Here is a 25,442-nt window from a genome sequence, read left to right as displayed (position 1 = left end):
AAAAAAAATGCGTTCGACTTTCTCAATTAAAACGTTCGACTTTTTACAGAGTCCTTTGTTTATGCAGTTTTACGGTAAGCAGTTGGTGTTGTACCTGTATGCTTTTTAAAAGCGGTATTAAATGAAGATTTTGAATTAAATCCAACTTCGTACAAAATTTCGAGTACAGTGTGTTTCTTTTTTGAAGGATCTTTTAATATTGACATGGCTTTTTCGATACGATATTTATTTATGAAATCGAAAAAGTGTTGTCCAAGTTCTTGGTTTATTAAAATAGATAATTCACGATGTGGTAAATCCATTTTTTCTGACAGGCTTTTTACGGTTAGAGAAGGGTCTAAAAACGGTTCTTCTTTATCCATATAATTTTTTATGAGTTGAATTTGATTATTATCTTTTTCATCATCATTAGTAATCATTTCTTTAGATAAACGAAGGTTGACCTCAATTCCTCTAAATAACTTTGGAGATAAAAGAGCCTTAAACACTAACCAAAAGCTAAAGAATAATCCGAATGCTAATAAAATGATTCTAAAAATATTTACAAATTCTATATCAAAATCTCCAGAATCCCTAATAACAGCTTTTATAAAAGTTAATACTTGGCCAATAAGTATAAATATGATGAGTTGTTTTACCCAATGATAATTATAAAAAGCATCTTTACTAGTGTAATTTTCTAATAATAATTTACGATACCTTAATAGATAATAAATTTCTGCGATAATATAAATGACCTCAATAATCTTACCTAATATAGAAATATAATAAGATTCTGTAGTTTCATTGAAATTAGATAAAAAATCAATTTGAGCACTTTCAGAAGCCATAAAGAAATTAGGTAATAATATGAAGATATTTATTATCCAAGGGACTAAATGAACAAGGTGCTTAGTTTTAAGTTTAAAATCTGAATAAATTACAGAAAGGATATAAAGAAAAAGAAATGGGTCTTTAAAAGCAGAAATTTGTATTCTTAGCATTTCAATTATTGGTGGAAGCTCAATAAAATTATGATAAAAAAATACGCTAATATCTATAGCTGTAATAATTAAAAAACTAGCTAAGAGTTGATTGCTAAGTTTTTTTGTGGTTTTTACTGTTAATAAGAAAGTAGAGAAAAGTAAAAATAGAGCAACTATTACAAAGCTTATTACTCCTATTATTGATAAATTATCCATTTGATTGTTAGTAGTTAGTTGAAATTAGAACATTTATACTTAATCAATCAAAATCTCCAAAATTTTAATGGCAGCGTCACTAATTTTTGTGCCAGGTCCAAATACTGCTACAGCACCAGCGTCAAATAAATATTGATAATCTTGCTTTGGGATGACACCTCCAACAATTACCATAATATCATCGCGCCCATAGTTTTTTAATGCTTCAATAACTTGCGGTACTAGGGTTTTGTGTCCAGCTGCTAAAGATGAAACGCCTAAAATATGTACATCGTTTTCTACAGCTTGTTTAGCTGCTTCTTGCGGCGTTTGAAATAAAGGACCAATATCTACATCAAAACCAACATCAGCATAACCAGTAGCTACTACTTTTGCGCCACGATCATGCCCATCTTGCCCCATTTTTGCAATCATTATTCGAGGTCTTCTACCATCCTGCTCTGCAAAAATATCTGCTAACTCTTTTGCTTTTTTAAAGCTTTCATCGTCTTTTATTTCTTTACTATACACACCAGAAAATGATTTAATTTGTGCTTTATAACGCCCGAATTCGGCTTCTAGAGCATCACTAATTTCACCTAAAGTTGCTCGTTCGCGAGCAGCCTCAACTGCTAAAGCTAATAAATTTTCTTGTCCTGTTCGAGCTGCATCGGTTAATTTCGATAAAGCGATCTTAACTTTATCTGAATTTCTTTTGGATTTAATCTTGTTTAAACTTTCAATTTGCTGATTACGAACCGTTTGATTGTCAACCTCTAAAGTTTGAATGGGGTCTTCTTCTTCTAATCTATATTTATTAACACCAACAATAATATCTTGGCTTGAATCTATACGTGCTTGTTTACGAGCTGCAGCTTCTTCAATTCTAATTTTTGGTATGCCAGCTTCAATAGCTTTAGTCATGCCTCCAAGTTCTTCAACTTCTTCTATAAGCGACCATGCTTTTTGAGCTATATCATGAGTAAGTTTTTCAACATAAAAACTTCCAGCCCAAGGATCAACAGTTTTAGTGATTTTAGTTTCTTCTTGTAAAAATATTTGTGTGTTTCTTGCAATACGTGCCGAAAAATCGGTTGGTAAAGCAATGGCTTCATCTAATGCGTTTGTGTGTAAAGATTGAGTGCCTCCAAAGGCAGCTGCGGCTGCTTCAATGGTAGTTCGAGCTACATTGTTAAATGGGTCTTGCTCAGTTAAACTCCAACCACTTGTTTGACAATGTGTACGTAAGGCTAAAGATTTATCATTCTTTGGGTTAAATTGCTTTACTAATTTAGCCCACAACATACGCGCTGCTCGCATTTTAGCAATTTCCATAAAATGATTCATACCGATGGCCCAGAAAAAAGATAGACGAGGCGCAAAGGTGTCAATGTTCATACCTGCAGCTAGCCCTTTTCTAATATATTCTAAACCATCTGCTAAAGTATAAGCTAATTCAATATCACAGGTTGCTCCAGCTTCTTGCATGTGATAACCAGAAATACTAATGCTATTAAATTTGGGCATGTTTTTACTTGTAAACTCAAAAATATCTGAGATGATTTTCATTGATGGTGTTGGCGGATATATGTAAGTATTACGAACCATAAATTCTTTTAAAATATCATTTTGAATGGTTCCAGCCAACTGTTCTGGTTTTACGCCTTGCTCTTCAGCTGCCACTATATAAAATGCCATAATTGGTAAAACAGCCCCATTCATGGTCATAGAAACCGACATTTTATCAAGTGGAATTTGATCAAAAAGCACTTTCATATCCTCAACAGAGTCGATGGCTACACCTGCTTTTCCAACATCTCCAACCACACGTTCATGGTCGCTATCATATCCACGATGTGTTGCTAAATCAAAAGCAACTGATAATCCTTTTTGACCAGCAGCCAAATTACGTCTGTAAAAGGCATTACTTTCCTCGGCTGTTGAAAATCCAGCATATTGACGAATGGTCCAAGGTCTTCGAACATACATAGTACTGTATGGTCCACGAAGGTTTGGTGCTATTCCAGCAACAAAATTTAATTGCTCAGCGTCTTGCAAATCGCTTTTAGAATAATTTGATTTTACAAGAATATCTTCAGCAGTTAAGAATTTAGAGTTTTCTAAATTCAAGTTTTTAACTTCAGACTTTAAATTGATATGTTGGATGTTCTTTCGCATTTAATTAATCTGATTTATTACCGTTTGTCTCCAAATTGAACTTTATCTATGTATGGTAAGAAATTAATTTCTGAGTTTGATTCTATTTGAATAGAAAATGTTCTATAAAATTTTGAGACGACATAATTTTCCCAAAAGATAGTATCATTATTGAATAAAAAATCACCTTTGTTTACAATTATTTGATAATCTTTTTTGTTTATAAAATAATCTTTATACACGTTCAGGTGCCTTGTAGAGTCTTTGTTTATTGAATTTTTATGCACTCTATTCATAAATGAAAAACTACTAGCTCTAGCGTCATTTAGTCTAGAATAATCTACTTCATTCACAAAAACATTTTGATATTTCGTAGAATCTTCTTTAAACAAGTATTGAAAACTTTTTGCAGCTGGATTAATGTGTCTTTCTACATAATTTCCCAAAAGGATATTTTTAAGTTTTGAATTACTTATTGTAGAAACAATGCTATCATATTCGGCTTCGTTTCCTGGAATAAAAAACCTAAAACCATTTGGAAAATAATAACTTAAGTGTGCATCTTTTGAATAATAAAACTTTCCTTCTAAATTAGAAGTTTCTTTATTTTGATTTTTTTTACAACTCAGAATTGTAAAATATAAAACAGATAATATGATAAAGTTTTTTTTCAAAATAGATTAATGATTATGTCCAGCATGTGAGCCTGTGTTTGTCTTTGGAGGTAATTTATTAAAATCTACTTTTTGTGCAGGCTTCTCAGAATTAACTTTAGATAAATCTTTGTTGAATAGTTTTGCATAAAATAAATCGAAAGCAATATAGGTTGCTAAATATTTATCTTGAGCTGTAGATCTGTAATTGGTCATTAATGGCGCCCCAAATGGTTTTGGGCCCATGCTATTCGTTTTTAATAACGAATTAAATGTTGTTTTTAAGTCGGCATTTTGCATGTTTATTGAAATACAATTTACTAAAGCACTATTATAGTTTAAGTAGCTTTTTGGGTTATTAGCATCCCATAAATCATTTTCATTTTTTAAAGTTTCAAAAACTTTAACAGTATGTGGAGAAACGATGTCTCCAAACTTTAATCTACCATAAATTGAATTTCTTATAAATTGCCCATAAGCTTGAATTAAAGAAGCATTGGGGTTGTTTTTGCCATAATAATTTAAAATATCATTTTCAAAAGCAAATAAGGCTTCGCTGTATAATTTTGAGTTTACATTTTCGCAGCTTAAAACAAGTCCTTTATCTGCAAATTTGTATTCTGATAGTGTGTTTTCTTTTTTACAACTTATCAAACCAAAAGCTAATGCGATTACAAAAAGTTTAAAAAATTGTGTTTTCATAGGTGTTATAAAATTTAAAGTTATTCGGTTTTTAATCGGTCTTGTTCTAATGTTTCAGCAAGACGTTTTTCAATAATAGGTTCTATTAAAGTTTTTCTTGAGTTTGTTTTTACAAATGGATATATCTCCAGTTCTTGTTTCATTTTATCGTTAGCGTTAGGATGTTTATTACTTCCTAAAAGTATTTCGTTACCAGTATCAAATTGTTCTTGTTCTTTGGCAGCACTCTCTTTGATTTTTCTTTGAATTGTGCCTTCTTTTAACTGTTTTAAAAAGCCTCCGCTAGTTTCTATATCTTTAAATAATTCTAAAGATTTTTCTGCAAGTTGATTAGTTAGATTTTCAATATAATAGGCACCATCTGCTGGGTTATCAACTTTGTCAAAATAACTTTCATGCTTTAAAACAAGCAATTGATTTCTGGCAATACGTTCGCCAAATTCATTGTCTTTATGATAAATAGCATCGTATGGCAAATTGCAAATAGTATTGGCTCCGCCTAAAATAGCACTCATACATTCTGTTGTGGTGCGGAGCATATTGGTATTGTAATCGTAAAGGGTTTTATTTCGTTTACTTGGACTAGTTACAATATGACAATCTGGGTTGATGTTATATTCTGAAGCTATAGTGTTCCAAAGGATTCTTAGCGCTCTAAGTTTTGCAATTTCGAAGAAATAGTTGGTGCCAACTGAAACTTGAAAGGTAACTTGAAGCGATTGTTTTTTTTCATTTTCAATAATATTGTCAAGATGATTTAAATATTCGTTGGCATGAGCTAAGCTGTAAGCAAGTTGCTGGACCATATTAGCACCCGAATTTTGATATAATGAGGTATCCAAGCTAAAAGTATTTGTGCTTTTAACTATAGACTCAAAAAGCTTATGGTCGTCTTTTAAATTGCTAAACCAGTTTCCACTACGTGCTAAATTTCCAATAATGTCTGTTTGAACATAGATTACTGCTTTCGCAGAGAAAGTAGAAAGCTGTTTAACATATTCATCATTTAAAAACTGTAAATGAAAATAGAGAGGTGTAGTAGATGGGTTAATGTTTTTTAATAAATCTTCAATAGAAACTGCATCATTTGGAATAATAAATTTGATGCTTTCTGCGCCTCTTTCAATAGCATTAATGGCTTTTAAGTTAGATTTTATAACATCAGCAACAAAAATTGATTGACAAATTTTCCATTGTGTTGCTTTAGTGTTGGGCATTTCTGTAAGATTGCTAAATCCATCTGCATGATAAAAAGGTTTTACTGAAATACCTTCGTTAGAATTCCAAATGAGAGTATCGTTATAATCTGCACCTTTTAAATCGACTTGAATTTTTTGCTTCCATTGTTTTGCCGATACAGGATTAAAATCATCAAACAAACGCTTAGTCATCTTTTTTTACTTTTAAACTGTCTTCGTATTCTATTATAAATATTTCCTCATTTTCTTTCTTCATATAGTATTCTTCACGAGCAAATTTTTCTAAACCTTCTTCGGTACTTAATTTTTTAATGGCCTTATTGTCTTTTTCTATTTCTCTGTTATAATACTCTTTTTCATTTTCTAAAGCTTTAATATCTGAATTTAACTCATGATGAATTAACCACGAATTTGTGTCGAAAAATAGCATCCAAACAACAAAGCCTACAAAGATGAGTATAAACCAATTTTTAAAAGGTTTTAAATATTTATTTTTATTGAGTTTAGCCATTTATAATTTTTCATTTATAATAGTTCTAACAATATTTACCGCAACAGTATTGTATTTATTGTTAGGAATAATAATATCTGCGTATTCTTTCATAGGCTCAATAAACTGATCGTGCATAGGCTTTAAAGTACTTTGATAGCGAGAAAGGACTTCGTTTAAATCTCTACCTCGTTCAGAAATATCACGTTTTAATCTGCGAATTAAACGCTCATCGGAATCAGCATGTACAAATATTTTAATATCAAACATATCTCTTAATTCAGGATTTGTAAGTATTAAAATACCCTCAACAATCATTACTTTTCTTGGGTGAGTTAAAATAGTATCACCTGTTCTATTATGCTTAACGAACGAATATACGGGTTGGTGTATTGGTGTATCTTTTTTTAATTCTTGTAAATGATTAGCTAATAAATCAAAATCAATAGACCTAGGGTGATCAAAATTTATTTTAACACGTTCTTCGTATGTTAAATGTGACGTGTCTTTATAATATGAATCTTGAGAAATAATACCAACTTCACCTTCCGGAAGTTCATTTAAAATTTGATTTACAACCGTTGTTTTTCCGCAACCAGTACCACCTGCAATTCCTATAATTAACATGTTTAGTTGTTTAGTTAGATTTTTACAAAGTTAGTTAAATGTAAAAATCTTTATGGAAGTAAGATACTTATTTTTTAACGTTTGATACTTCTTCTTCGGTAACTATTTTATTGTTTTTATTTCCCCAGTTGTTTGTAATGTAATTCATCACATCTGCAACTTCATCATCACTTAAACCTAAAGGAGCCATATAGCCGTTATAGGTTACTCCATTAACAACTATTTCGCCTTTTTGTCCGTATTTAATACCTCGAATACTGGCTTCTCTGTTTTTTATTAAGAAGTCTGATTTTGCTAATGGAGGATATACATTCTTTACACCTTCACCAGAATCTAAATGACAAGTAACACAAAAATCAGTATAAATTTCATTACCTCTTTTTATACTTTCTTTTAATGGGTCTGTTTGAGAATAATTAAGTGTTTTAGTATTTACGGTTAATGTTGAGTATAGTGCTAAAAGAAAAATTAAAAGAAACCTCATATGATTACTATTTTTCTGGAACTATTTTAAAAATACCTTTTCCTTCTACTGCAATATAAATGTATCCGTCTGGTCCTTGAATTACATTTCTAACACGACCAATATCTTCAAATAATTTTTCGCGTTTAATTACTTTATCATTTTCTAAAACTAGACGCTCTAGATACTCAAACTTTAATGAACCTATTAAAATGTTTTTATTCCAGTCAGGATAAATGTTTGATGATACAAAAGCCATACCACTTGGTGCTATAGAAGGAACCCAATAAAATAAAGGCTGCTCCATACCTACTTTCTCAGTTATATCAGTAAATGTAGTACCGTTGTAATTTATACCATAAGAAATAACTGGCCATCCAAAATTCTTTCCTTTTTGTATAATATTGATTTCATCTCCTCCTCTAGGACCATGCTCATTAACCCAAATATTTCCTGTAAAAGGATTTTTAGCCATACCTTGAGGGTTTCTGTGCCCGTAACTATAAATAGCTGTTTTTGCATTTTCATTATCTATAAATGGATTGTCGTTAGGGATTGAACCATCATTATTAAGTCTATAAATTTTACCGCCATCCCGAGTAATATCTTGAGGGTTTACATCTCTATTGCCTCTATCTCCAATCGAAAAATATAGATATCCCTGGTCATCAAATGCTATGCGAGACCCCCAATGTTGTCCTTTTTTAGTGTTAGGTGTCGCTTTATATAATGTTTGCTTATCTACTAGTTTATTATCATCAAGTTTTGCTCTTATAACGGCAGTATTTCCGCCATCTCCATCACCCTCAGAAGAGCTATATGTTATGTAAATCCATCCATTATCTTCATAATTAGGATGTGCTTTTATATCTAATAATCCACCTTGGCCACGAAAATAAACATCTGGAACGTTTTCAATAGTTGTTTTAATACCTTCTTTAAAAAGAATTAACTCCCCTGTTTTTTCTGTAATAAGCATACTGCCGTCAGGCAAGAATGTCATACCCCAAGGAATTTCCAAATCAGAAACAAACACTTCTGTCTTGTAATTATTTGTTTTTGGGCTTTCAGCTTTTATTTCAGATTCTGTTTGTTGAGCACAGGCAATGCAGGTAATAAAAGTTATGGTTAATATAGAATGAATAGTTTTCATCATAAATATTTTTTTGATTTTACATTAAAAAACATAGTTCAAGTTAACACCTGAATAATAGTTTATAGGCTCTCCAGGATAGTAATATCTAGGAGCATTGCCTCCAAAACTAGAAGCGTTTATTAAAATTTGAGATGCATAAGCTTCATCAAATATATTATTTAACCCAAAGAATATATTTAATTTTAGCTTTTTATTAAGATTTGCTTGATATCCAAATTTGATATTAGTTAAATTGTAACTATCTGAATATAAGCTATTACTGTCCGTCATTGGCATGCTTCCTACATGTTGAAAGTTTATATTTCCATAAACTCCAAATTTAGAATCTAAATCAATCCCTCCATTAATTATATTTGAAGGCACCCCAGTTAATTTGTTGCCAGAAAAGTTATCTTGATCATCTATAAATGTTTTAAAAGTAAAATCATTTAAAGTGTAATTTATAAATGTGCTTAATAAAAAAGAGGTCTTTTGAATTAGTTTATAGTTCATTGCAAATTCTAACCCGTCATGTTGTGTTCTACCTGCATTTATACCTATAAATTGATCTAACGCAGTTCTTCTAGAAACTAAAAGGTTTTTAATATCTAAACGGTATAAAGCTACATTTAATTGTAATCTATCGTTAAATAATGAGTTGCGGGAACCGATTTCAAAATTCCATCCCGTTTCTGGTTTAAGGTTGGTGTTAATTTGCCCATCTGGTAATAAAGTATCATTAAGCGATATGGGTGAGAACCCATGACTAATACTAGTAAAGAAACTTGAGCTTTTTGAAAATAAATAAGATATACCAAGTTTAGGAGATATCACGCTTTTGAATTTAAACTTTCCAGACTGATCTACATTAGATTCAGAAAAGGGAAATCTATCTTTTAGATCATATGCTGTTTCGTTTAGGTTCAAGCCAATTGTAATAGTTGTTTTTTTTGAAACTTCATAATTGGCTTCAAAAAAAGCATTGTAATAATTTCGTTTTTCTTTAAAATCTGATAACTTATCTCCTTCAATACTACCAGACCCTATAGGAATTGTTTCATATAAATTATCAAAAGTCCTACTTTTATAATTGTCTTTAAAAAGCTCTAAACCTAATGTCCAATTTAAATTTTTATTAAATACTTTAGAATAACTTAGTAGTCTGCTCCTTATACCAAAAGCCGTAGTATTTTCTTCTAGAATATTAAAAGGCCTAGGCTCATAAGAGTTTCTAAAAGAGGTAAAAATACTTGTAATTTGTTTTAATTTATTGCTGTACTGATGATTCCAAGATACACCAAAAACACCATGCTTAGAATCTTCATAACCCTGAGCTTGTTTCCAAGTAAAGGCAGCTGATTTTGGACTATTTAAATAGGAATTCTCATTAATCGAACTTGGAATGAAAGCTTTTAAATCTATGTAACTCAAAAGGAAAGATAATTCATCTTTTTTACTTAAAAAATGATTAGATAACAAATTGAAATTTTGTCTATTATACTCATTGTTTTCACGATATCCATCACTATGTGTATTGCTATAAACTACTTTAAAACTATTCTTTTTAGCTCCAAAATTAGCATTTATGGAGCCTTTTATTAACCCAAAAGAACCAATGGATAATTCAGTATTTAAGCTAGATTGATTTAAAAGCGCATTTTCTGGTATTATATTAATTGTACCACCAAGGCCAGCACCGTAAATACTTGAGGTAGCTCCTTTAATAATTTCTATACGTGATATAGAAGTTAACTCGAAATCTTCAATAGACGTTTCTCCAGTGCCATTTGTTAATGGAATATCTTTAAAATAAGCTCTAATTTTTGCAGTTCCAAATAAATTTCTTGAACCAATGCCTCTAATAGTAATACGATTGGTATTTAAGGCTCCACTTTGCATAAAAACACCAGGGACTCTATTTAGTGTATTGTTAAAGTTAATATGATTTGATCGGTTAATATCTTTTGATGAGACAATATGTATTGATGCTGTCGCTCTCTTTAATTTTTTTGGAAGATGCTTAGAGTTAATTATTATTTCATTTAATTCAGAAGGATTAATACTTAACTGGATAATGTTATATACATCATGTTTCAATTCAACAACTTTTTCTTGATATCCTCTTTTTTTGATAAGAAAATTTCCAGAATTTAAAATTTTAAAATAGCCATTTAAATTAGTAGCAACACTATCATGAGTTTTAGTATTTATAACTATAACATTAGACAAAGGAGTCCCATTTCCGCTATCAATTATTTTATTGCTTTCTATTTGCCCGAAACTTGAAAAAGTAGATTGAAAAATTGTTATTAAGAAAAATATCTTTTTAGAAAAATACACGTTTAGGTATTGATAATACATTGAAATGCTAAATTATCATTTTTAAAGAATTATAAAGCTTTAATATTTGTTAAATATTTAGATATAAATCATTTGTACAATCAATAAAAAAAGTATATTTGCATCCCAATAAAGATAACCATAATTCGGGGTGTAGCGTAGCCCGGTTATCGCGCCGCGTTTGGGACGCGGAGGTCGCAGGTTCGAATCCTGCCACCCCGACGAACCTAGTAATAGGTTAAAGCAAAACACTGTTAATCGTATGATTATCAGTGTTTTTTGTTTTTATGCATTTTGTTTGATTCCAAATAAAAGCATCTATTCTCATTAAAAAGGTGTGCAAATCGGTGTGCAATTGTTCACTGAAAATGTGCTAACTTTAAAGAGCTTTAAGACATAATTTGACTTTCGTCTTTACAAATTATTGTTTAACAAAAAGTCATTTAAAATGAAAACAAAAAGCACCTTCACGGTTATTTTCTTTACAAGAAAATCAAGAAGTAACCCCAATCAAATTTCCATTTATGTCCGTATTACGGTAAACGGCAAACGCTCAGAAATGAGTTTAAAGCGAAGTATTGACCATAACCAGTGGGACAATGTCAAAAATAGAGGACGAGGTAATTCGGAAACCACCAAAATTTTAAACTCTTATTTGGATGGGGTTTATAACAAACTACTTCAATGTCACAAAGAACTTATAGAAGAAGATAAGGTGTTATCTTCTGATGCCATCAAGTCTCGTTATTTAGGAGAAGATGATAACAGCAAAACCTTAAAAGAGTTAATTGCTTACCACAATGTCAATATGATTCATGTTCTAAAGGGAGGAACGATGAAGAATTATTACACCACAGAACGTTATCTACTGAAGTTTTTAAAAAAGAAAAAAAGAATAAAGGATATTTATTTGAAACAATTGAATTTCAGATTTATCACAGATTTTGAGCACTACCTAAGAACCTATAAAAACGCCAAAAAGCAATTAATGCTATCCAACAATGGCGTTATGAAACATTTGGAGCGTTTCAAAAAAATGATAAACCTAGCGATAAAATTGGAATGGATGCATAAAAATCCATTCAGCCAATTTCAGTTAAAATATAACAAATTTGATAGGCAGTATTTAAACGAAAGAGAACTATCATTGTTAGAAAACACAGAATTCACATGTGAACGCTTACAAAAAATAAAAGATTGCTTTGTGTTTTCATGCTATACGGGATTATCTTATATAGATGTCAAAGAACTAACAGAAAACGATATTGTTAAAGGTATAGATAACAACAATTGGATATATACCAAACGAGAAAAAACAGATGAACAAGTAAAAGTGCCTATACTTCCAAAAGCATGGACAATACTAGAAAAGTATAGAGGTATACAAGAAACAGATTTTATAACCAATTTATTACCCATAAGCTCTAACCAAAAAACCAATGCTTATTTAAAGGAAATTGTAAAATCTTGTGGAATCCACAAAAATATTTCTTTTCATGTTGCTAGACATACTTTTGCAACGACGGTAATGTTATCCAATGGCGTACCAATAGAGACCGTTTCTAAACTTTTAGGGCATGCCAAACTTTCAACCACACAAATTTACGCTAGGGTAGTAGAAACCAAAATTAGTGAGGATATAAGTAACCTACTAGAACGATTTAAAAAGAAAGAAGAAAATAAAAGTGCTTAAAAACAATTTTTAAAGCTTAATAGAATTTCCTCTCGGTGCGCTTCTCAAAAGTTATGGGAGTGTATTGAAAGGGAATTTTTATAGCCCTCCGTTATTACTTTTTTTTGGTGGCAAAACAACAATATTCAGTTTTGAACGACTGCATAAACCAGGCTCATACTTCGCTCTTTTTTATAAGTCTTATCAACTCTGAATATTGAATCACCGAAGCATCAAAAAAAAGTGTTAAGGTTAAAAGCAAATTTTTTTATTGTTTTTTAATGGCATTGCTGAAATGGAACAACCCAATTACAAAATCTGACGTTTATAGTTTCAGTTTTATGTAAAACCATATTTTTTAGAATCAAAGCACATCAATTGAAAACAATTCTCGTTTTCATCCTATGATTAAAAAAGATACATTTATAAAGCTGGTTATCTAGTTAAAAAGCAACTGATTTTTGTCAGTTGTTGAGAATTTTGTCAAGCCAGAGCTTGACGGAATTTGATAAGCAAGAGGGTAACGGGCAGCCGCCCAGTTACGTATCCATTTTGCTTCGCAAAGCCCCTGTTTATAAGGATTTCAGGTTTTTTTTAGAGAATTTAAAAGACAAAATAAATTGTAACAAAACCTTTTAAAACCCCTATAAACACAGAAAAAAGTTGTCACAATATGGACAGATTCAAAACAGTACGGATAAAAAACAAGACCTTATCAAGGTTCAAGAGCTTTTCAAAAAAAGTAAGTAAAAGTTATTCTAAGACTTTGGATAAGGTCATGGACTTTTTTGAGTGGCATGGGTTTTTACCAGATGATAAGTTTGGAAAAAGCATGGTACAGGAAATACTTAAGAATAGAAAACGTACCGAAGCGATCATAGCTATTATCAAGGATATAGAAAAGAATCAAACCAAGCCTACCAATGCCATGCTGTTGTCACTCTTTGAAGAAAAATTAGAAGAAGAGGATGAGGACGAAATAAAAGAGTGGACAGAACATTTCAAGCTCAAAAGCATGGAAAACCAACGAGAACAGGAACATATAGAAATTACGGTTCCCAAAATCCGTTACGAGCGACTGGAGGACAAAATGGACTCCATAAAAAAGGATTTTGGATATGTACTGGATAAAGTAAAGCTTGTAAAGAGCAGTTTTGGAAAGAAATATTTGCGATTGGAGCTTACAGAAGGAGAAATCGAAAAATTCAAAAGAACCATAAGAAATCTATAAACTATGTATATCGCCATATCAGCACAATATCAGGGAGGAGGCTTTAAAGGGAGCGTTCGCAATTTTGCCAATTATCTTGAAAAAGAAAACGAGGGCAAGACCCCAGAAGAGCAAGAACATTTCTTTAACCAATTTGAAAACAGCGTAGAAGTAGAACAGGTGATACAGGACATTGACGGGAATACTGCTAAATTGGCAAAAGAAGAACCCAAATTTTATTCCATGGTCGTCAGCCCAGCCCACAGGGAATTAAGGCACATTGGTAACGACCTCGAAAAATTACGGGAATACACACGGGAACTAATGAAAGATTATGCGGAGTCGTTTAACAGGGAGCCTAAAAAGACCGTTGACGATATTAAGTATTATGCCAAGATTGAATACGAACGATTTTATAAAGAAACAGACAAAAAGATACAGGAAAACCAAGCCTATGCCAACAAGATTATGGAACTAAAAAAAGAGATAAGGCAAATAGAACGGGGCGAGGAAATAGGAAGTGTAGATAGGCTGAAATTGAGGATAGTGAAACTGGAAAGGGAAGCCCCGCACCAAAAGAACGGTAAACGTATAGTAAACGGCATGAAAAAGGAAGGACATCAGACCCATATCCACATTATTGTCAGTCGAAGAGATATGACCAATTCGTATAGCCTTTCTCCAGGTTCCAAGTACAGGGCATCAGAAACCGATCTGAACGGTAAGGATGTAAAACGTGGCTTTAACAGGGACAAGTTCTTTAAAGCCGCAGAAAAGACCTTTGACAAAAAGTTTGAGTACAATAGAAATTTTGTGGAGAGCTATCAGGGCAAAAACTTGTATGCAAAAGACCCCAAGAAATTCTTTGCTGTTATGGCAGGACTTCCCACAACAGAAAAACAGGTTGCCTTTAAGCTATTGCGTAAATCAAGGGTTCAAATCCCTAGTATTCCCACCAATAAGGCACAATTGGCATTCAAGGCATTTATGAAACTCAAAAGGGGTATTGAAAAGAGTCTTGGTTCGGGAGGGATCGAAATATGATTCTGTGTATCCATTGTTTTACATATTTGAACCCTTCCTATTTTGATACAATGGAGTAAACGTTATCTGGAAATAAATTGAAAAGTTATTAAAGATAGAGTTTATAGGAAAGGCAATAATTGAGTATAAACATATTGGTACTATATAGAAAAGAGTTAGCAAGCTATATTTGAGAAAATAATTTTTATTACTTCTGAGGTTTGTTTGGTAGTGGAAAGCAAAAACAATTTTGAGCAAGACTAATAGAATAAAAAAATAAAAAAATAAAAAAATGAAGAAAGATATTTGAATACAACAAAAAATTTATATATTTGCTTAAACTAAATCGGTTTAGTTAGTGGTTTTATCTCAGGTAAATCTTAATTTTGGGTTTGAAAAAGGTATATTTAAAGGATATTGCAGAACAACTTAACGTTTCTAAAACGGCAGTTTCTCTTGTGCTTAATAACAAAGGAGATGAAAATAAGATTAGCCAAGAAACCCAGAAAAGGATAATTAAGTTTGCTAAAGATCACAATTATGTTCCCAATCATTTAGCTCGTGGATTGAGCCGAGGGAAAACCGAGACGATTGGGTTAATAATACCCAATATTTCAGATACTTTTTACGCTAAAATAGCAGGAAGTATTGAGGCAAGGGCAGCTCAGGAAGGGTTTACCGTTGTTTTTAGTAGCTCAAACGAGTCCCCGAAGAAAGAATCAAGTCTTATTGGCGATATGTTAAATAGACAGGTAGATGGTCTGATTGTGGCATCTACACAAAAGAACCAAAAGGATATTAAAATGTTGATGAAAAATAATTTTCCATTGGTTTTAATTGATAGAAATTATCCCGATCTGGATACGAATTTTGTCGTTGTAGATAATTACGGGGGGATGAACAAGGCTACAAAACATTTGTTGTCGAAAGGGAAAAAGAGAATAGTTTTTGTGGCAATAAATTCTGATCTGGAGGCATTAAAGCAGCGGTATTTAGGTTATAGGGATGCTGTTGAAAAGTTCGAAGGTAATCCAAATGAACCGATAGAGATATATGTAGATTACAATAATTATGAGGCCGACGTTAAGAAGAAAATTAAAGAGTTTGTTGAGCCGAAATTAAATGTTGATGCGTTTGTGTTTTCAACTCACTATTTGGCGCGTGAAGGGCTAAGGGCTTTAAAGGGATTGAATGTTAAAGTTCCTGAAGAAGTGGCCATGGTTAGTTTTTCCGATTTGTCGGCAGCGTTCGATTTGGTTGAACCTCCAATTACTTCTGTTTTACAACCGGTTGAGGAGATGGGAAATATGGCAGTAGATATTTTATTGGATGAAATGGGAGCTACAAAGGTTAAAACTATGAATGATAAAAAAAGGATTTTAGAAGTGGAGTTTATTGTAAGAAAATCTTGTGGATCATGACGTAAAACATTTTTTTAAGTATTAACTAAATCGGTTTAGTTAAAAATAATATACTTTGAAATAGATTAATTAAATGAAATTACTAACTAAATTAAATTCGTAAATTATGAGAAAACCATTATCATTATTAAAAGTAGATGGTTGTGTGCTTTTCGCACTGGTCTTTTTTGGCTCGTGGTCTAGTATGGCAATACCTAAGGGGTATGCAGATAGCATGGTTAAAGAAACCAAGCTAAGTAGCATTTCACCTAATGGAGTAAAAGAACCAGAAAGTCAAATTGTGATTTCCGGTACGGTCAAGGATAATTTTGGCACACCGTTACCTGGAGCAAATGTTATCGAGAAAGGGACTTCCAATGGTGTGCAAACAGATTTTGATGGGAACTTTTCTATTTCAGTATCTGATGAAAATGCAATATTGCTTATTTCTTATTTAGGTTTTTCTACTCAAGAGATTAGTGTGAGGGGAAAAAAAGAAGTAAATATAACTTTAGAAGAAAGTACGTCTAAATTAGATGAGGTTGTTGTTATTGGTTATGGAACAGACAAGAGATCAGACATAGCAGGCTCTATTGCAACAGTTAATTCAAGTAAAATGGAAGAAAGGGTATCTGTAAATCCATTGGACAATTTACAAGGTAAGGTAGCTGGTTTGAATGTTTTTAATAGCTCAGGGCGACCAGGAGGTGGTATGCAGGTTACAATTAGAGGAAAGGGTTCTTTAAATGCAAATAATCAACCATTATATGTTGTTGATGGTGTTATAGGAGTGGATATCGAGTTAATAAACACCAACGATATAGAAACCATGACTGTCCTTAAAGATGCGTCTGCTACAGCTATATATGGTGCAAGAGGGGCAAATGGTGTAATATTGGTTACAACAAAAAAAGGTAAATCAGGAAAGATTTCTGTAGATGTAAATTCGAATTTACAAGTTGCAAGGTTGACCAATAAGCCTGAAGTATTAAGTGGTATGGAGTATTGGAAAGGCTTGAAAGTGAGGTTAGATGAGGATCAAATGGCTTTGGGTACACCAAGTGGTTTCTTTGTTGATGATTACGCAACAGATTATCCCGCATTGTTCACAGAAGATGGAACCCGATCAGATCTACCAAAGTACGATACCGATTGGTTGGATGAATCAACACGCACTGCTGTTTCCAAGCAATACTTTGTAAATGTTAGAGGAGGAGGAGAAAATTCTAATTTTTCGTTTTCTGCAGGAACACAAGACGATGAAGGGATATTACTAAATACCTTTTTGAAGAAGAACACCATGCGCTTTAATGGTGAGTTCACGGTGAAAGATTGGTTGAAAGTAGGAGGAAGTATGTCATACTCAGATACCAAGACCAACATTGTAGATGATTATAGAATAGGTGCTGATAATATTACAATGAGTACTCTTTTCTATTTACCTATTTATCCTACTAGATATGAAGATGGTACAGCTGTAAATGCTGATGATTTACTGAACGCTAATGGAACTTGGGATGTATGGTATGGAGCAACACCAAAAGATAGATTAAATGCTTTGAATAGAGACTTTTACAAAAGACAAGTTACCCGTAACATCTTCACTGAAATCAATTTCACCAAAGATCTTAAATTAAGAACGTCATATTCAATCTTAAATTATAATACAGAAGGAAGAACACATATAGGAAGACGAGTTGATACATTTGTTAACAGAACCTCTGCTTCTTTAACTAATGCAAATTTGAATCAAAATCTAATTGAAAATGTGTTGAGTTATAGTCCTACTATAGATGAAAACCATTCGTTTGGTGCTATACTTGGAGCTTCAAGACAAGAAAATGAACTGTTTCAGTTTGGTTTGACTGCTCAGGATTTTGACGATTTTTATAGTTTTAATAATGTTGGACAAGGGACAGCCGAACCTTCTGTTTTTAGTGATTTTAGTAGAAATACTACCGATTCTTATTTTGGACGGATAAATTATGGCTATAAGAACAAATATTTACTTGAATTCACAGGTCGTTACGACGGGTCTTCAAGATTTGGGAAAAACAATAAGTATTCATTTTTCCCGTCTGCGGGAATAGCTTGGAAGGTATCCAATGAACCATTTTTACAGGATTCAGAAACTTTAAGTGACTTAAGATTAAGGGTTACCTATGGAGAGAGCGGAAATGATGCAATTGGTAATTATGCCAGAATTTCTAGTCCAGGAGTACAAGAGGTCAGCTTTAATAATACAAGATTTACCGGGTCTTCGCAGAGCTCCATAGGTAACGATAATTTAAGATGGGAAAAAACAGAAGAGTATAATATTGGATTTAACCTTGGGCTTTTCAATAGAGTAGATATTACAGGAGATTATTACAGTAGAACCACAAAAGACCTATTGTTCAACGTCCCTATAGCATCATTTACTGGCTATTCATCCATACTTTCAAATGCGGGGTCGATTAGAAACAACGGAATAGAACTGTTAGTTAGTAGTACCAATGTGATGACCGATAACTTTAGCTGGAGCAGCTCTATTAATTTCACAAAGAACGTTAATAAAATTCTATCCCTTGGAACTGAAGATGCCGATATTTTTACCGCGCCAATATGGTGGAACCAACAGATTTTTAGGGTAGGTGAATCGGCAGGTGCTTTTTGGGGCTACAATCGATTAGGAACTTGGGGAACAGATGAGGTAGACGAAGCTGCTGTTTATGGTAGAATACCTGGAGATATTAAGTTAGAAGATAAGAATAATGACGGTGTCTTGAACTTTGATGATCAACAAATTATAGGCAGCGGTTTGCCAGATTATACAATGAATATTGGCAACACATTTTCGTATAAGAACTGGGATTTAAGTGTGGACATACGAATTAGTAAAGGAAACGATATTCTAGATCATTCTATAATTCTTTTTGTTGACCGTATGGGATATGGTAATACGTATAAAAAATTCTATAATCAGGCATGGACTCCTGAGAATCAAAATACCATGTACCCTAGGGTTCGTAAAAATATTAAGAAGTTTGATGGAGCCGATTCAGGACAAGTATTTGATGGAAGCTTTATAAGAGGTCAAAACCTAAGCCTTTCCTATAATTTTGACCGAAATTTCCTCGAAAAGGTTAATCTTCAAGGGATGAAAATTTACTTAAATCTTCAAAACTTCTTTATCATTACAGATTATCATGGGTACGATCCTGAGGTTAGCTCTTTTGGAGGACAATTTTCTGAAGGGATAGAACTTAATGGATATCCAAAGGCGATGAATATAAATATGGGAATAAATTTAAAAATATAATAAGATTATGAAAAAATATATAATATTAATTGTTGTTTGTTGTTTCGTTTTTTCTTGTGAGGATTTCTTAGATGAGACTCCAAGATCAGAAAAAACAACTGAGGGAACCACATTATTTGATGCTCAAGAGTCTGTTAATGGAATTTATGCTTTTTTAAGGTTCCCATATGATAAGACAGGTTTTGCAAAAATGGCTTTTTCAATTTTGGAAGTTAGTACAGGAACATTAAAACCTGCTGTAGGAACTCAAGATACTGATTTAGAGGATGCTTATGTGCTAAGTTATAGTTCTAGCAGTGCGAGTGCTGAGAATTTGTGGACTTCATATTATGGTGGTATAGAAGCAGCTAATATAGCGATTGCCTCTATTCCAAACATTAATGACCCAGAATTAACAGCTACTATTGCTGATGCGTTGTTGGGTGAAGCACACTTTTTAAGAGCATATTATTACTTTCAACTGGTACAAATATTCGGAGAAGTCCCTCTTAATTTAGTTCCTTCAACCTCTCCTGAGGATGGACTACTATCAAAGTCCAGTGTACAGGAGGTGTACGAAACAGTAATCGTTCCCGATCTGTTAATAGCAGAAAACGCAGGATTGCCTAATACAAATACAAATGGTCGAGTAAGTAAAGGGGCTGTTAAATCATTATTAGCCAAAGTGTATTTAACTATGGCAGGAGACCCACTTTTACAAACGGATAAGTACGTTTTAGCAAGAGATAAAGCCAAAGAGGTAATTGATGCCAATTGGTACAATTTATTTCTAACAGATGGTTCTTCAACTTGGTTTGATAAGTTAAGTAATCCTGCTTTTGACAATACCGAAGAGCATATTTTTATGGTTCAATACGATGGGGCGTCAATTGTGTCCTCGATCTCAACATATTTCACTCCACTCGGAGGTGAAGCAATAACCAATCAAAGCTTGCACTTTGGGGGGATGGAGCCTGAATCTGATTATATCAACCTTTACGATGCATCAGATTTAAGAGGGCAAAATCAAGGGTTCTTTTTTAATGAATTAGATGGTTTTACTTTTAATAACTCTGTTTACAAATATTTTTACGATGCATTTAGGACAGAAAATGGAATTTCTAGTAAGGATGTACCTTTAATACGTTATGCCGATGTACTCTTGACTTATGCAGAAGCTCAAAACGAGACAGGTTCGTCTGATGCTTTGGCCTATTTGGCCTTGAATATGGTTAGGTTAAGAGCTGGATTACCAGAGGTTTCTGGACTTTCTCAGGGTCAATTTAGAGAAGAAGTTTGGAAACAACGTTTCCTTGAGTTTCCAGCGGAAGCAGGACTCATTTGGTTTGACCAACGACGAACCCAAAAAGTATACAATGGGACGGGATTCGAGAATTTTATTGGATATACCTTGTCCAATGGGAAAACTTTGGCCGAAAGCAATCGATATTTCCCTATTCCGCAAAATGAAAAAGTACTTAATCCTAATTTGTAATTTTAATTTTATTTAAGGTAGAGTTATTTTGGTTTAATCAACAATAATTTAGAAATACATATGAAATTAGGATTTGGATTATACAGGCATATGCTAAATGAAGATCACTATAAGTTTGCTAAGCAATGTGGTGCAACGCATTTGGTAATCCATCTGGTAGATTATTTTGGACATAATAAAGATGAGGCAGATCAACCCATAGGCGGAACCGATGGTTGGGGCAAGGCTGGTGATCCAAATGAAATTTGGAGCTTGGATCTGTTACGTTCCATTAAAAAAGAGATCAATGACAATGGTCTTGAATTGGAGGCTATTGAGAACTTCGATCCTGCACATTGGCATGATATACTTTTGGACGGGCCGAAAAAGAAAGAACAGATTGAAAACCTCAAGCAGTTGATTAGAAATGTAGGAGAAGCAGGAATTCCTGTTTTCGGATATAACTTTTCACTAGCCGGTGTGTCTTCAAGGGATATTGGCCCTTATGCAAGAGGCAATGCTGTTTCTGTAGGTATGAATGGAACTGTGGATGAAACGCCAATACCTAACGGGATGGTTTGGAATATGGTGTACGATGATAATGCGTCTGAGGGGACTTTACCAAGGATAAGTCATGACGAGCTTTGGGGAAGGCTTCAATATTTTTTGGATGAATTATTACCAGTAGCCGAAGAGGCAGGTGTGAAATTAGCGGCCCATCCCGATGATCCACCAATGCCTTATGTCCGCAATACTCCTAGATTGGTTTATCAACCAAAGATGTATCAACGGTTGATTGATTTGAAACCCAGCCCATCTAATAATCTTGAGTTTTGCTTAGGTTCTATTGCCGAAATGACAGAAGGAGATGTCTATGAAGCAACAGAAACCTATAGTAAAAAAGATAAGATTAGCTATATCCATTTTAGGAATATAGTAGGTAAAGTACCTCACTACAAAGAAGTTTTTGTTGATGAAGGGGATATTGACATGTTCAGGATATTGAGAATTTTAAAGAAGAACAATTTTGAAGGAGTGTTGATTCCAGATCATACTCCTCAAATGACCTGTGATGCATCCTGGTATGCGGGAATGGCTTATGCCATGGGATATATGAAAGCGGCCATAAAATTATTGAATGATTAATAGTATTTATAAAAATAAGTTTTTGAGTTAGTTTTTTAGTTGATAAGGGGGTTTCTTATACCTGTTTTATACATGGGAAATCCCTCTATTCAACTAGAACAAGGGTTAGGTTGTCTAAAAGAGATCAACGTGCACGCGATTAATGAAAAGAATATTCATACTATGGTTTGGATGTATATAGTCTAATAAACTGTTTATGGCTAATACGTTGGATAGAGTAATTGGCAAGGTGTTTTAAGTCAGAATAAGATAGAGATTCTTAAAAAGAAAAAATTAAAAAGTAATGAAGTTTAAGAGAAGTTTGGTCGTGTTAGCTTTATATGGAATATTACTAAGTATTTCCTGTGTGCATAACAAAGAGGTAAAGAAAGAAAATAATACGGCAAACCCTGAAGATGATGTCGAGAACAATCTTACTGGTAAGGTATATACAGATTTTTTCAATATGCCTGAAGACAAAAGATTAACAACAGCTATAAACGACAGTATTACCTTTATAGTGCACCCCTATTTTAAATACCATAAAAAAGGAAGTATAGGTAGGGAAGTGAAATTAGTTTTTAATAATAATACGTATAACGGAGACATACAAGTAACTTTCACCTCTGAAAAAAGGAAATCAATAACCGTTTTAAATGTAGTGCCTGGAGAAGATACATATCCCTTGTTGCTTCCAGAAGGGGTTTCTATTGGTAATGATGCGAGTATTGATATTCATATTAAAACCAAGTTTCAAACCATTACAAAAAGGATAGTCGTTCCTAAAAAAAGGTTATGGACGGTTTATTTGTATCCACATTCACACATTGATATTGGATATACTAATACACAAGCGAATTGTGAAATAATCCATACACGTAATTTGGTAAACGGCGTTAAGTTAGGTGAAAAAACAGCTCATTATCCAGAAGGGGCTAAGTATTTATGGAATCCAGAAGGACTTTGGCCGATTGAAAGGTACTTCAATAAGGCCTCGGCAGAAGAAAAGAATAGGATAGTAGAAGGTATCCAAAAAGGCTATCTAAGGTTGGATGCAGGTTATGCAAATCTGTTAACAACAGACACAAACGGAGAAGAGCTCATTGAGTTTTTTAAGTTTAGTAAAAAATATGAAAAACTTACTGGAAAGCCAATAGAGACATTCGTTCAGGTGGACGTTCCTGGAATGACCTGGGGTATAGTTCCCGTGGCCTCAAAATTAGGGATAAAATATTGCCTTTCATTTAATAATGGATATGATAGAGTTGGACGTTCTACTAAGCATAGTTTTAAACCATTTTGGTGGGCAGATGCCAATGGAAAAAACAAGATGCTTTTCCTACAAGCAGGGAGCTATAATCCTGGAGCACTAATAAAAGGGAAGGATTATTGGCCATCAATGGCTGGTCAAACAGATCCATCGAAGCTCTTGGAGATTGTTAAGACCGATAATCCAAGAGAGAACTTTATAGAGCCATATATCAATAAAATACTGCCTCAATTAGAGGTGTCTGATTATTATCCTTATGACATTTTTGTGATGTCCTGGGCGATGGCAGATAATACGCCCATTGATGCTGATTTGCCGGAAGCGGTTAAAAGTTGGAACGAAGAGTATGCTTACCCTAAATTAGTTATTGCCGGAGCCACAGATATTTTAAAGGCATTTGAGGAAAAGTATGGAGACCAACTGCCCACGTTTAAGGGAGATTTCACTGAATATTGGACAGATGGTCTAGGCACTGCAGCAAAGCAAACGGCTACAAATAGACAAACAAAAGAACGTTTATTGCAAGCAGAGACATTATGGACCATGCTAAACTCCAATAAACCCGTTGATAGGGATAAATTCGACGAAGCATGGAGAAATGTTATTTTAGGAACTGAACATACTTGGTGCTACATGGTTCCAGACCAACAACCTTTATCGGATAATATTTTACAAGTAAAGTTTGATCATTTTGAGAAATCAAAGGCAATGAGCCATGAACTTATATCTCAGGCTTTAACTGCCGTTGAGAAAGAAAATAGCGAAATTTTAGGAGTGTTCAATACGTTGTCATGGAATCGGTCTGGGGTAGTAAAATTATCGAAAGCACAAAGTGAAGATTATAACGCTGTTATTGATGAGAAGGGGGGGCAGGTGTTGTCACAAAAATTATCAACAGGCGAACTGTTGTTTTATGTTGATGAGATTAAGGCATATGGCAGCAAAAAATATCGTTTAACAAACAAGAAAGAAAAGATAAAAGCTACCCTAGGTAACGACAATGTTTTAGACAATGGTATTGTAAAGGTTACTATTAACAAAAACACAGGCGACATATCTAGTATAATAAGAGAAGGCGAAGAGTTTGTAAAACAAGATGAAAATTTTTCGGTTAACAGTTACCATTATTTAAAAAAAGATGATAATACGGATAAGGCATTTGGAACAAGGAACAACAAGTATTTTATAAAAGAAAATGGTCCTTTGATGACTAAAATTGTTATAGAATCTTCAGCGGAAGGAGTGCACAAGCTAGTAAGGGAGGTTTCACTTTATAAGAATGAGGCACATATAGAAATTAACAATATAGTAGATAAGATAAGAACTACCGATAAGGAAGGTGTACACTTTGGTTTTGCTTTTAATATGGAAGATCCGGAAATAATTGTAGACATACCATGGGGTAAAATGGAAATTGAAAAGGAACAGTTATTAGGCGCTAATAGGAATTGGATAACAGCCAGACGCTGGGTAGATGTTTCAGAAGGGGATAAGAGTATCGCGTGGACGTCTTTAGACGTGCCAGTATTTGAGGTCGGTGATATTAGAGCAAATATAATAGGCTCTGCTTTTGAATCTAAGCAATGGGTAGATAAACTAAATCCTAATGGGACTATATATTCATGGGCTATGAATAATCATTGGCATACCAATTTCCAGTTAAGTCAGGAAGGAATACACAGTTTTAAATATGCAATACTTCCATATAATACAAAAAGTGACATTGCCAAGGCAAATCATTTTGGAAATGAGCAGTTTCAGCCTTTAATAGCAACAACGATTACAGAAGATTTTGATTTAGCACAAATTTTAGAAATTGAGGGCAATCCTTTAGTGTTTGCTACAGTTTTTAAAACCAGTAAAGATGGCAAATCGGCCCTAATAAGACTACGCTCTTTATCAAACCATATAGAGAATGTTCGTTTAAACTGGAAAAGTAAACTACCATTAGGGGTTTATAAATACAATATGAAGGATGATAGTTTAGGGGAAGTGGTTAAAGATGCTATAGCAGTGCCACCAACTGATTTTATAACGCTTAAAATAGTTTGGTAAATTAATA

The 25,442-nt window shown here is 33.2% G+C and carries 18 protein-coding genes and 1 tRNA gene; 9 read left to right on the top strand and 10 right to left on the bottom strand.

All coding sequences use genetic code 11. From position 1 onward, the window contains the following. Positions 1 to 59: 59 nt before the first annotated feature. The 10 genes from M3P09_RS16450 to M3P09_RS16405 form a co-directional block, all read right to left on the bottom strand. Positions 60 to 1,181, bottom strand: a complete 1,122-nt coding sequence (locus tag M3P09_RS16450) for a helix-turn-helix domain-containing protein (protein WP_249973957.1) — start codon at positions 1,179 to 1,181, stop codon at positions 60 to 62. Between the two features lie 39 nt (positions 1,182 to 1,220). Next, positions 1,221 to 3,338, bottom strand: coding sequence for a methylmalonyl-CoA mutase (gene scpA / locus M3P09_RS16445; protein ID WP_099563930.1), 2,118 nt, complete (start codon positions 3,336 to 3,338; stop codon positions 1,221 to 1,223). Between the two features lie 17 nt (positions 3,339 to 3,355). Then, positions 3,356 to 3,991 carry a hypothetical protein gene (locus M3P09_RS16440; protein WP_099563931.1) on the bottom strand — a complete coding sequence of 212 codons (636 nt, stop codon included), beginning with the start codon at positions 3,989 to 3,991 and terminating at the stop codon, positions 3,356 to 3,358. Positions 3,992 to 3,997: 6 nt separating this feature from the next. Then, positions 3,998 to 4,672, bottom strand: coding sequence for a hypothetical protein (locus M3P09_RS16435; protein ID WP_099563932.1), 675 nt, complete (start codon positions 4,670 to 4,672; stop codon positions 3,998 to 4,000). Positions 4,673 to 4,692: 20 nt separating this feature from the next. Next, complete coding sequence (locus tag M3P09_RS16430) at positions 4,693 to 6,063, bottom strand: methylmalonyl-CoA mutase subunit beta (protein ID WP_249973956.1); 1,371 nt, start codon at positions 6,061 to 6,063, stop codon at positions 4,693 to 4,695. Next, positions 6,056 to 6,382, bottom strand: coding sequence for an FtsB family cell division protein (locus tag M3P09_RS16425; protein WP_099563934.1), 327 nt, complete (start codon positions 6,380 to 6,382; stop codon positions 6,056 to 6,058). Before M3P09_RS16425 ends, M3P09_RS16430 begins: the two co-directional genes overlap by 8 nt. Beyond that, positions 6,383 to 6,988, bottom strand: a complete 606-nt coding sequence (gene udk / locus M3P09_RS16420; RefSeq protein WP_099563935.1) for a uridine kinase — start codon at positions 6,986 to 6,988, stop codon at positions 6,383 to 6,385. Positions 6,989 to 7,055: 67 nt separating this feature from the next. Next, entirely contained in the window at positions 7,056 to 7,472 is a 417-nt protein-coding gene (locus tag M3P09_RS16415; protein WP_199099651.1) for a c-type cytochrome, read from the bottom strand. Positions 7,473 to 7,479: 7 nt separating this feature from the next. Next, positions 7,480 to 8,607: a PQQ-dependent sugar dehydrogenase gene (locus M3P09_RS16410; protein WP_430886769.1), complete on the bottom strand. Its 1,128-nt coding sequence runs from the start codon at positions 8,605 to 8,607 to the stop codon at positions 7,480 to 7,482. A 21-nt stretch (positions 8,608 to 8,628) separates the two neighbouring features. After that, on the bottom strand, positions 8,629 to 10,947 hold the full coding sequence (locus M3P09_RS16405) for a TonB-dependent receptor domain-containing protein (RefSeq protein ID WP_249973955.1): 2,319 nt from the start codon (positions 10,945 to 10,947) through the stop codon (positions 8,629 to 8,631). Positions 10,948 to 11,073: 126 nt separating this feature from the next. On the opposite strand from M3P09_RS16405, the gene M3P09_RS16400 reads away from it, so the two are divergent. The 9 genes from M3P09_RS16400 (at position 11,074) to M3P09_RS16360 (ending at position 25,435) form a co-directional block, all read left to right on the top strand. Beyond that, a tRNA-Pro gene (locus M3P09_RS16400) sits at positions 11,074 to 11,148 on the top strand. Positions 11,149 to 11,374: 226 nt separating this feature from the next. Beyond that, on the top strand, positions 11,375 to 12,619 hold the full coding sequence (locus M3P09_RS16395; protein WP_249973954.1) for a site-specific integrase: 1,245 nt from the start codon (positions 11,375 to 11,377) through the stop codon (positions 12,617 to 12,619). A 652-nt stretch (positions 12,620 to 13,271) separates the two neighbouring features. Next, positions 13,272 to 13,829 carry a BfmA/BtgA family mobilization protein gene (locus M3P09_RS16390; protein ID WP_249973953.1) on the top strand — a complete coding sequence of 186 codons (558 nt, stop codon included), beginning with the start codon at positions 13,272 to 13,274 and terminating at the stop codon, positions 13,827 to 13,829. Positions 13,830 to 13,832: 3 nt separating this feature from the next. Further along, complete coding sequence (gene mobB, locus M3P09_RS16385) at positions 13,833 to 14,852, top strand: MobB family relaxase (protein WP_249973952.1); 1,020 nt, start codon at positions 13,833 to 13,835, stop codon at positions 14,850 to 14,852. A gap of 371 nt (positions 14,853 to 15,223) precedes the next feature. After that, positions 15,224 to 16,252: a LacI family DNA-binding transcriptional regulator gene (locus M3P09_RS16380; RefSeq protein ID WP_249973951.1), complete on the top strand. Its 1,029-nt coding sequence runs from the start codon at positions 15,224 to 15,226 to the stop codon at positions 16,250 to 16,252. Between the two features lie 106 nt (positions 16,253 to 16,358). Further along, positions 16,359 to 19,532, top strand: coding sequence for a SusC/RagA family TonB-linked outer membrane protein (locus M3P09_RS16375; RefSeq protein WP_249973950.1), 3,174 nt, complete (start codon positions 16,359 to 16,361; stop codon positions 19,530 to 19,532). A gap of 7 nt (positions 19,533 to 19,539) precedes the next feature. Next, entirely contained in the window at positions 19,540 to 21,006 is a 1,467-nt protein-coding gene (locus M3P09_RS16370) for a RagB/SusD family nutrient uptake outer membrane protein (protein ID WP_249973949.1), read from the top strand. A 60-nt stretch (positions 21,007 to 21,066) separates the two neighbouring features. Beyond that, positions 21,067 to 22,131 carry a mannonate dehydratase gene (locus M3P09_RS16365; RefSeq protein WP_249973948.1) on the top strand — a complete coding sequence of 355 codons (1,065 nt, stop codon included), beginning with the start codon at positions 21,067 to 21,069 and terminating at the stop codon, positions 22,129 to 22,131. A gap of 283 nt (positions 22,132 to 22,414) precedes the next feature. Then, a complete protein-coding gene (locus M3P09_RS16360) occupies positions 22,415 to 25,435 on the top strand; it encodes a glycoside hydrolase family 38 N-terminal domain-containing protein (RefSeq protein WP_249973947.1) in 3,021 nt (1,006 codons plus the stop codon). Positions 25,436 to 25,442 lie beyond the last annotated feature (7 nt).

The organism is Jejuia spongiicola, assembly GCF_023502325.1.
Lineage (GTDB): Bacteria > Bacteroidota > Bacteroidia > Flavobacteriales > Flavobacteriaceae > Wocania_A > Wocania_A spongiicola.
This window is presented reverse-complemented; position numbering and strand designations above follow the sequence as displayed.

Excerpts from the sequence above, each read along its gene's own strand:
- M3P09_RS16450 (WP_249973957.1), bottom strand. The coding sequence starts at position 1,181 with ATGGATAATTTATCAATAATAGGAGTAATAAGCTTTGTAATAGTTGCT.
- scpA (WP_099563930.1), bottom strand. The coding sequence starts at position 3,338 with ATGCGAAAGAACATCCAACATATCAATTTAAAGTCTGAAGTTAAAAAC.
- M3P09_RS16435 (WP_099563932.1), bottom strand. The coding sequence starts at position 4,672 with ATGAAAACACAATTTTTTAAACTTTTTGTAATCGCATTAGCTTTTGGT.
- M3P09_RS16430 (WP_249973956.1), bottom strand. The coding sequence starts at position 6,063 with ATGACTAAGCGTTTGTTTGATGATTTTAATCCTGTATCGGCAAAACAA.
- M3P09_RS16425 (WP_099563934.1), bottom strand. The coding sequence starts at position 6,382 with ATGGCTAAACTCAATAAAAATAAATATTTAAAACCTTTTAAAAATTGG.
- udk (WP_099563935.1), bottom strand. The coding sequence starts at position 6,988 with ATGTTAATTATAGGAATTGCAGGTGGTACTGGTTGCGGAAAAACAACG.
- M3P09_RS16415 (WP_199099651.1), bottom strand. The coding sequence starts at position 7,472 with ATGAGGTTTCTTTTAATTTTTCTTTTAGCACTATACTCAACATTAACC.
- M3P09_RS16410 (WP_430886769.1), bottom strand. The coding sequence starts at position 8,607 with ATGATGAAAACTATTCATTCTATATTAACCATAACTTTTATTACCTGC.
- M3P09_RS16405 (WP_249973955.1), bottom strand. The coding sequence starts at position 10,947 with ATGTATTATCAATACCTAAACGTGTATTTTTCTAAAAAGATATTTTTC.
- M3P09_RS16395 (WP_249973954.1), top strand. The coding sequence starts at position 11,375 with ATGAAAACAAAAAGCACCTTCACGGTTATTTTCTTTACAAGAAAATCA.
- M3P09_RS16390 (WP_249973953.1), top strand. The coding sequence starts at position 13,272 with ATGGACAGATTCAAAACAGTACGGATAAAAAACAAGACCTTATCAAGG.
- mobB (WP_249973952.1), top strand. The coding sequence starts at position 13,833 with ATGTATATCGCCATATCAGCACAATATCAGGGAGGAGGCTTTAAAGGG.
- M3P09_RS16375 (WP_249973950.1), top strand. The coding sequence starts at position 16,359 with ATGAGAAAACCATTATCATTATTAAAAGTAGATGGTTGTGTGCTTTTC.
- M3P09_RS16370 (WP_249973949.1), top strand. The coding sequence starts at position 19,540 with ATGAAAAAATATATAATATTAATTGTTGTTTGTTGTTTCGTTTTTTCT.
- M3P09_RS16365 (WP_249973948.1), top strand. The coding sequence starts at position 21,067 with ATGAAATTAGGATTTGGATTATACAGGCATATGCTAAATGAAGATCAC.
- M3P09_RS16360 (WP_249973947.1), top strand. The coding sequence starts at position 22,415 with ATGAAGTTTAAGAGAAGTTTGGTCGTGTTAGCTTTATATGGAATATTA.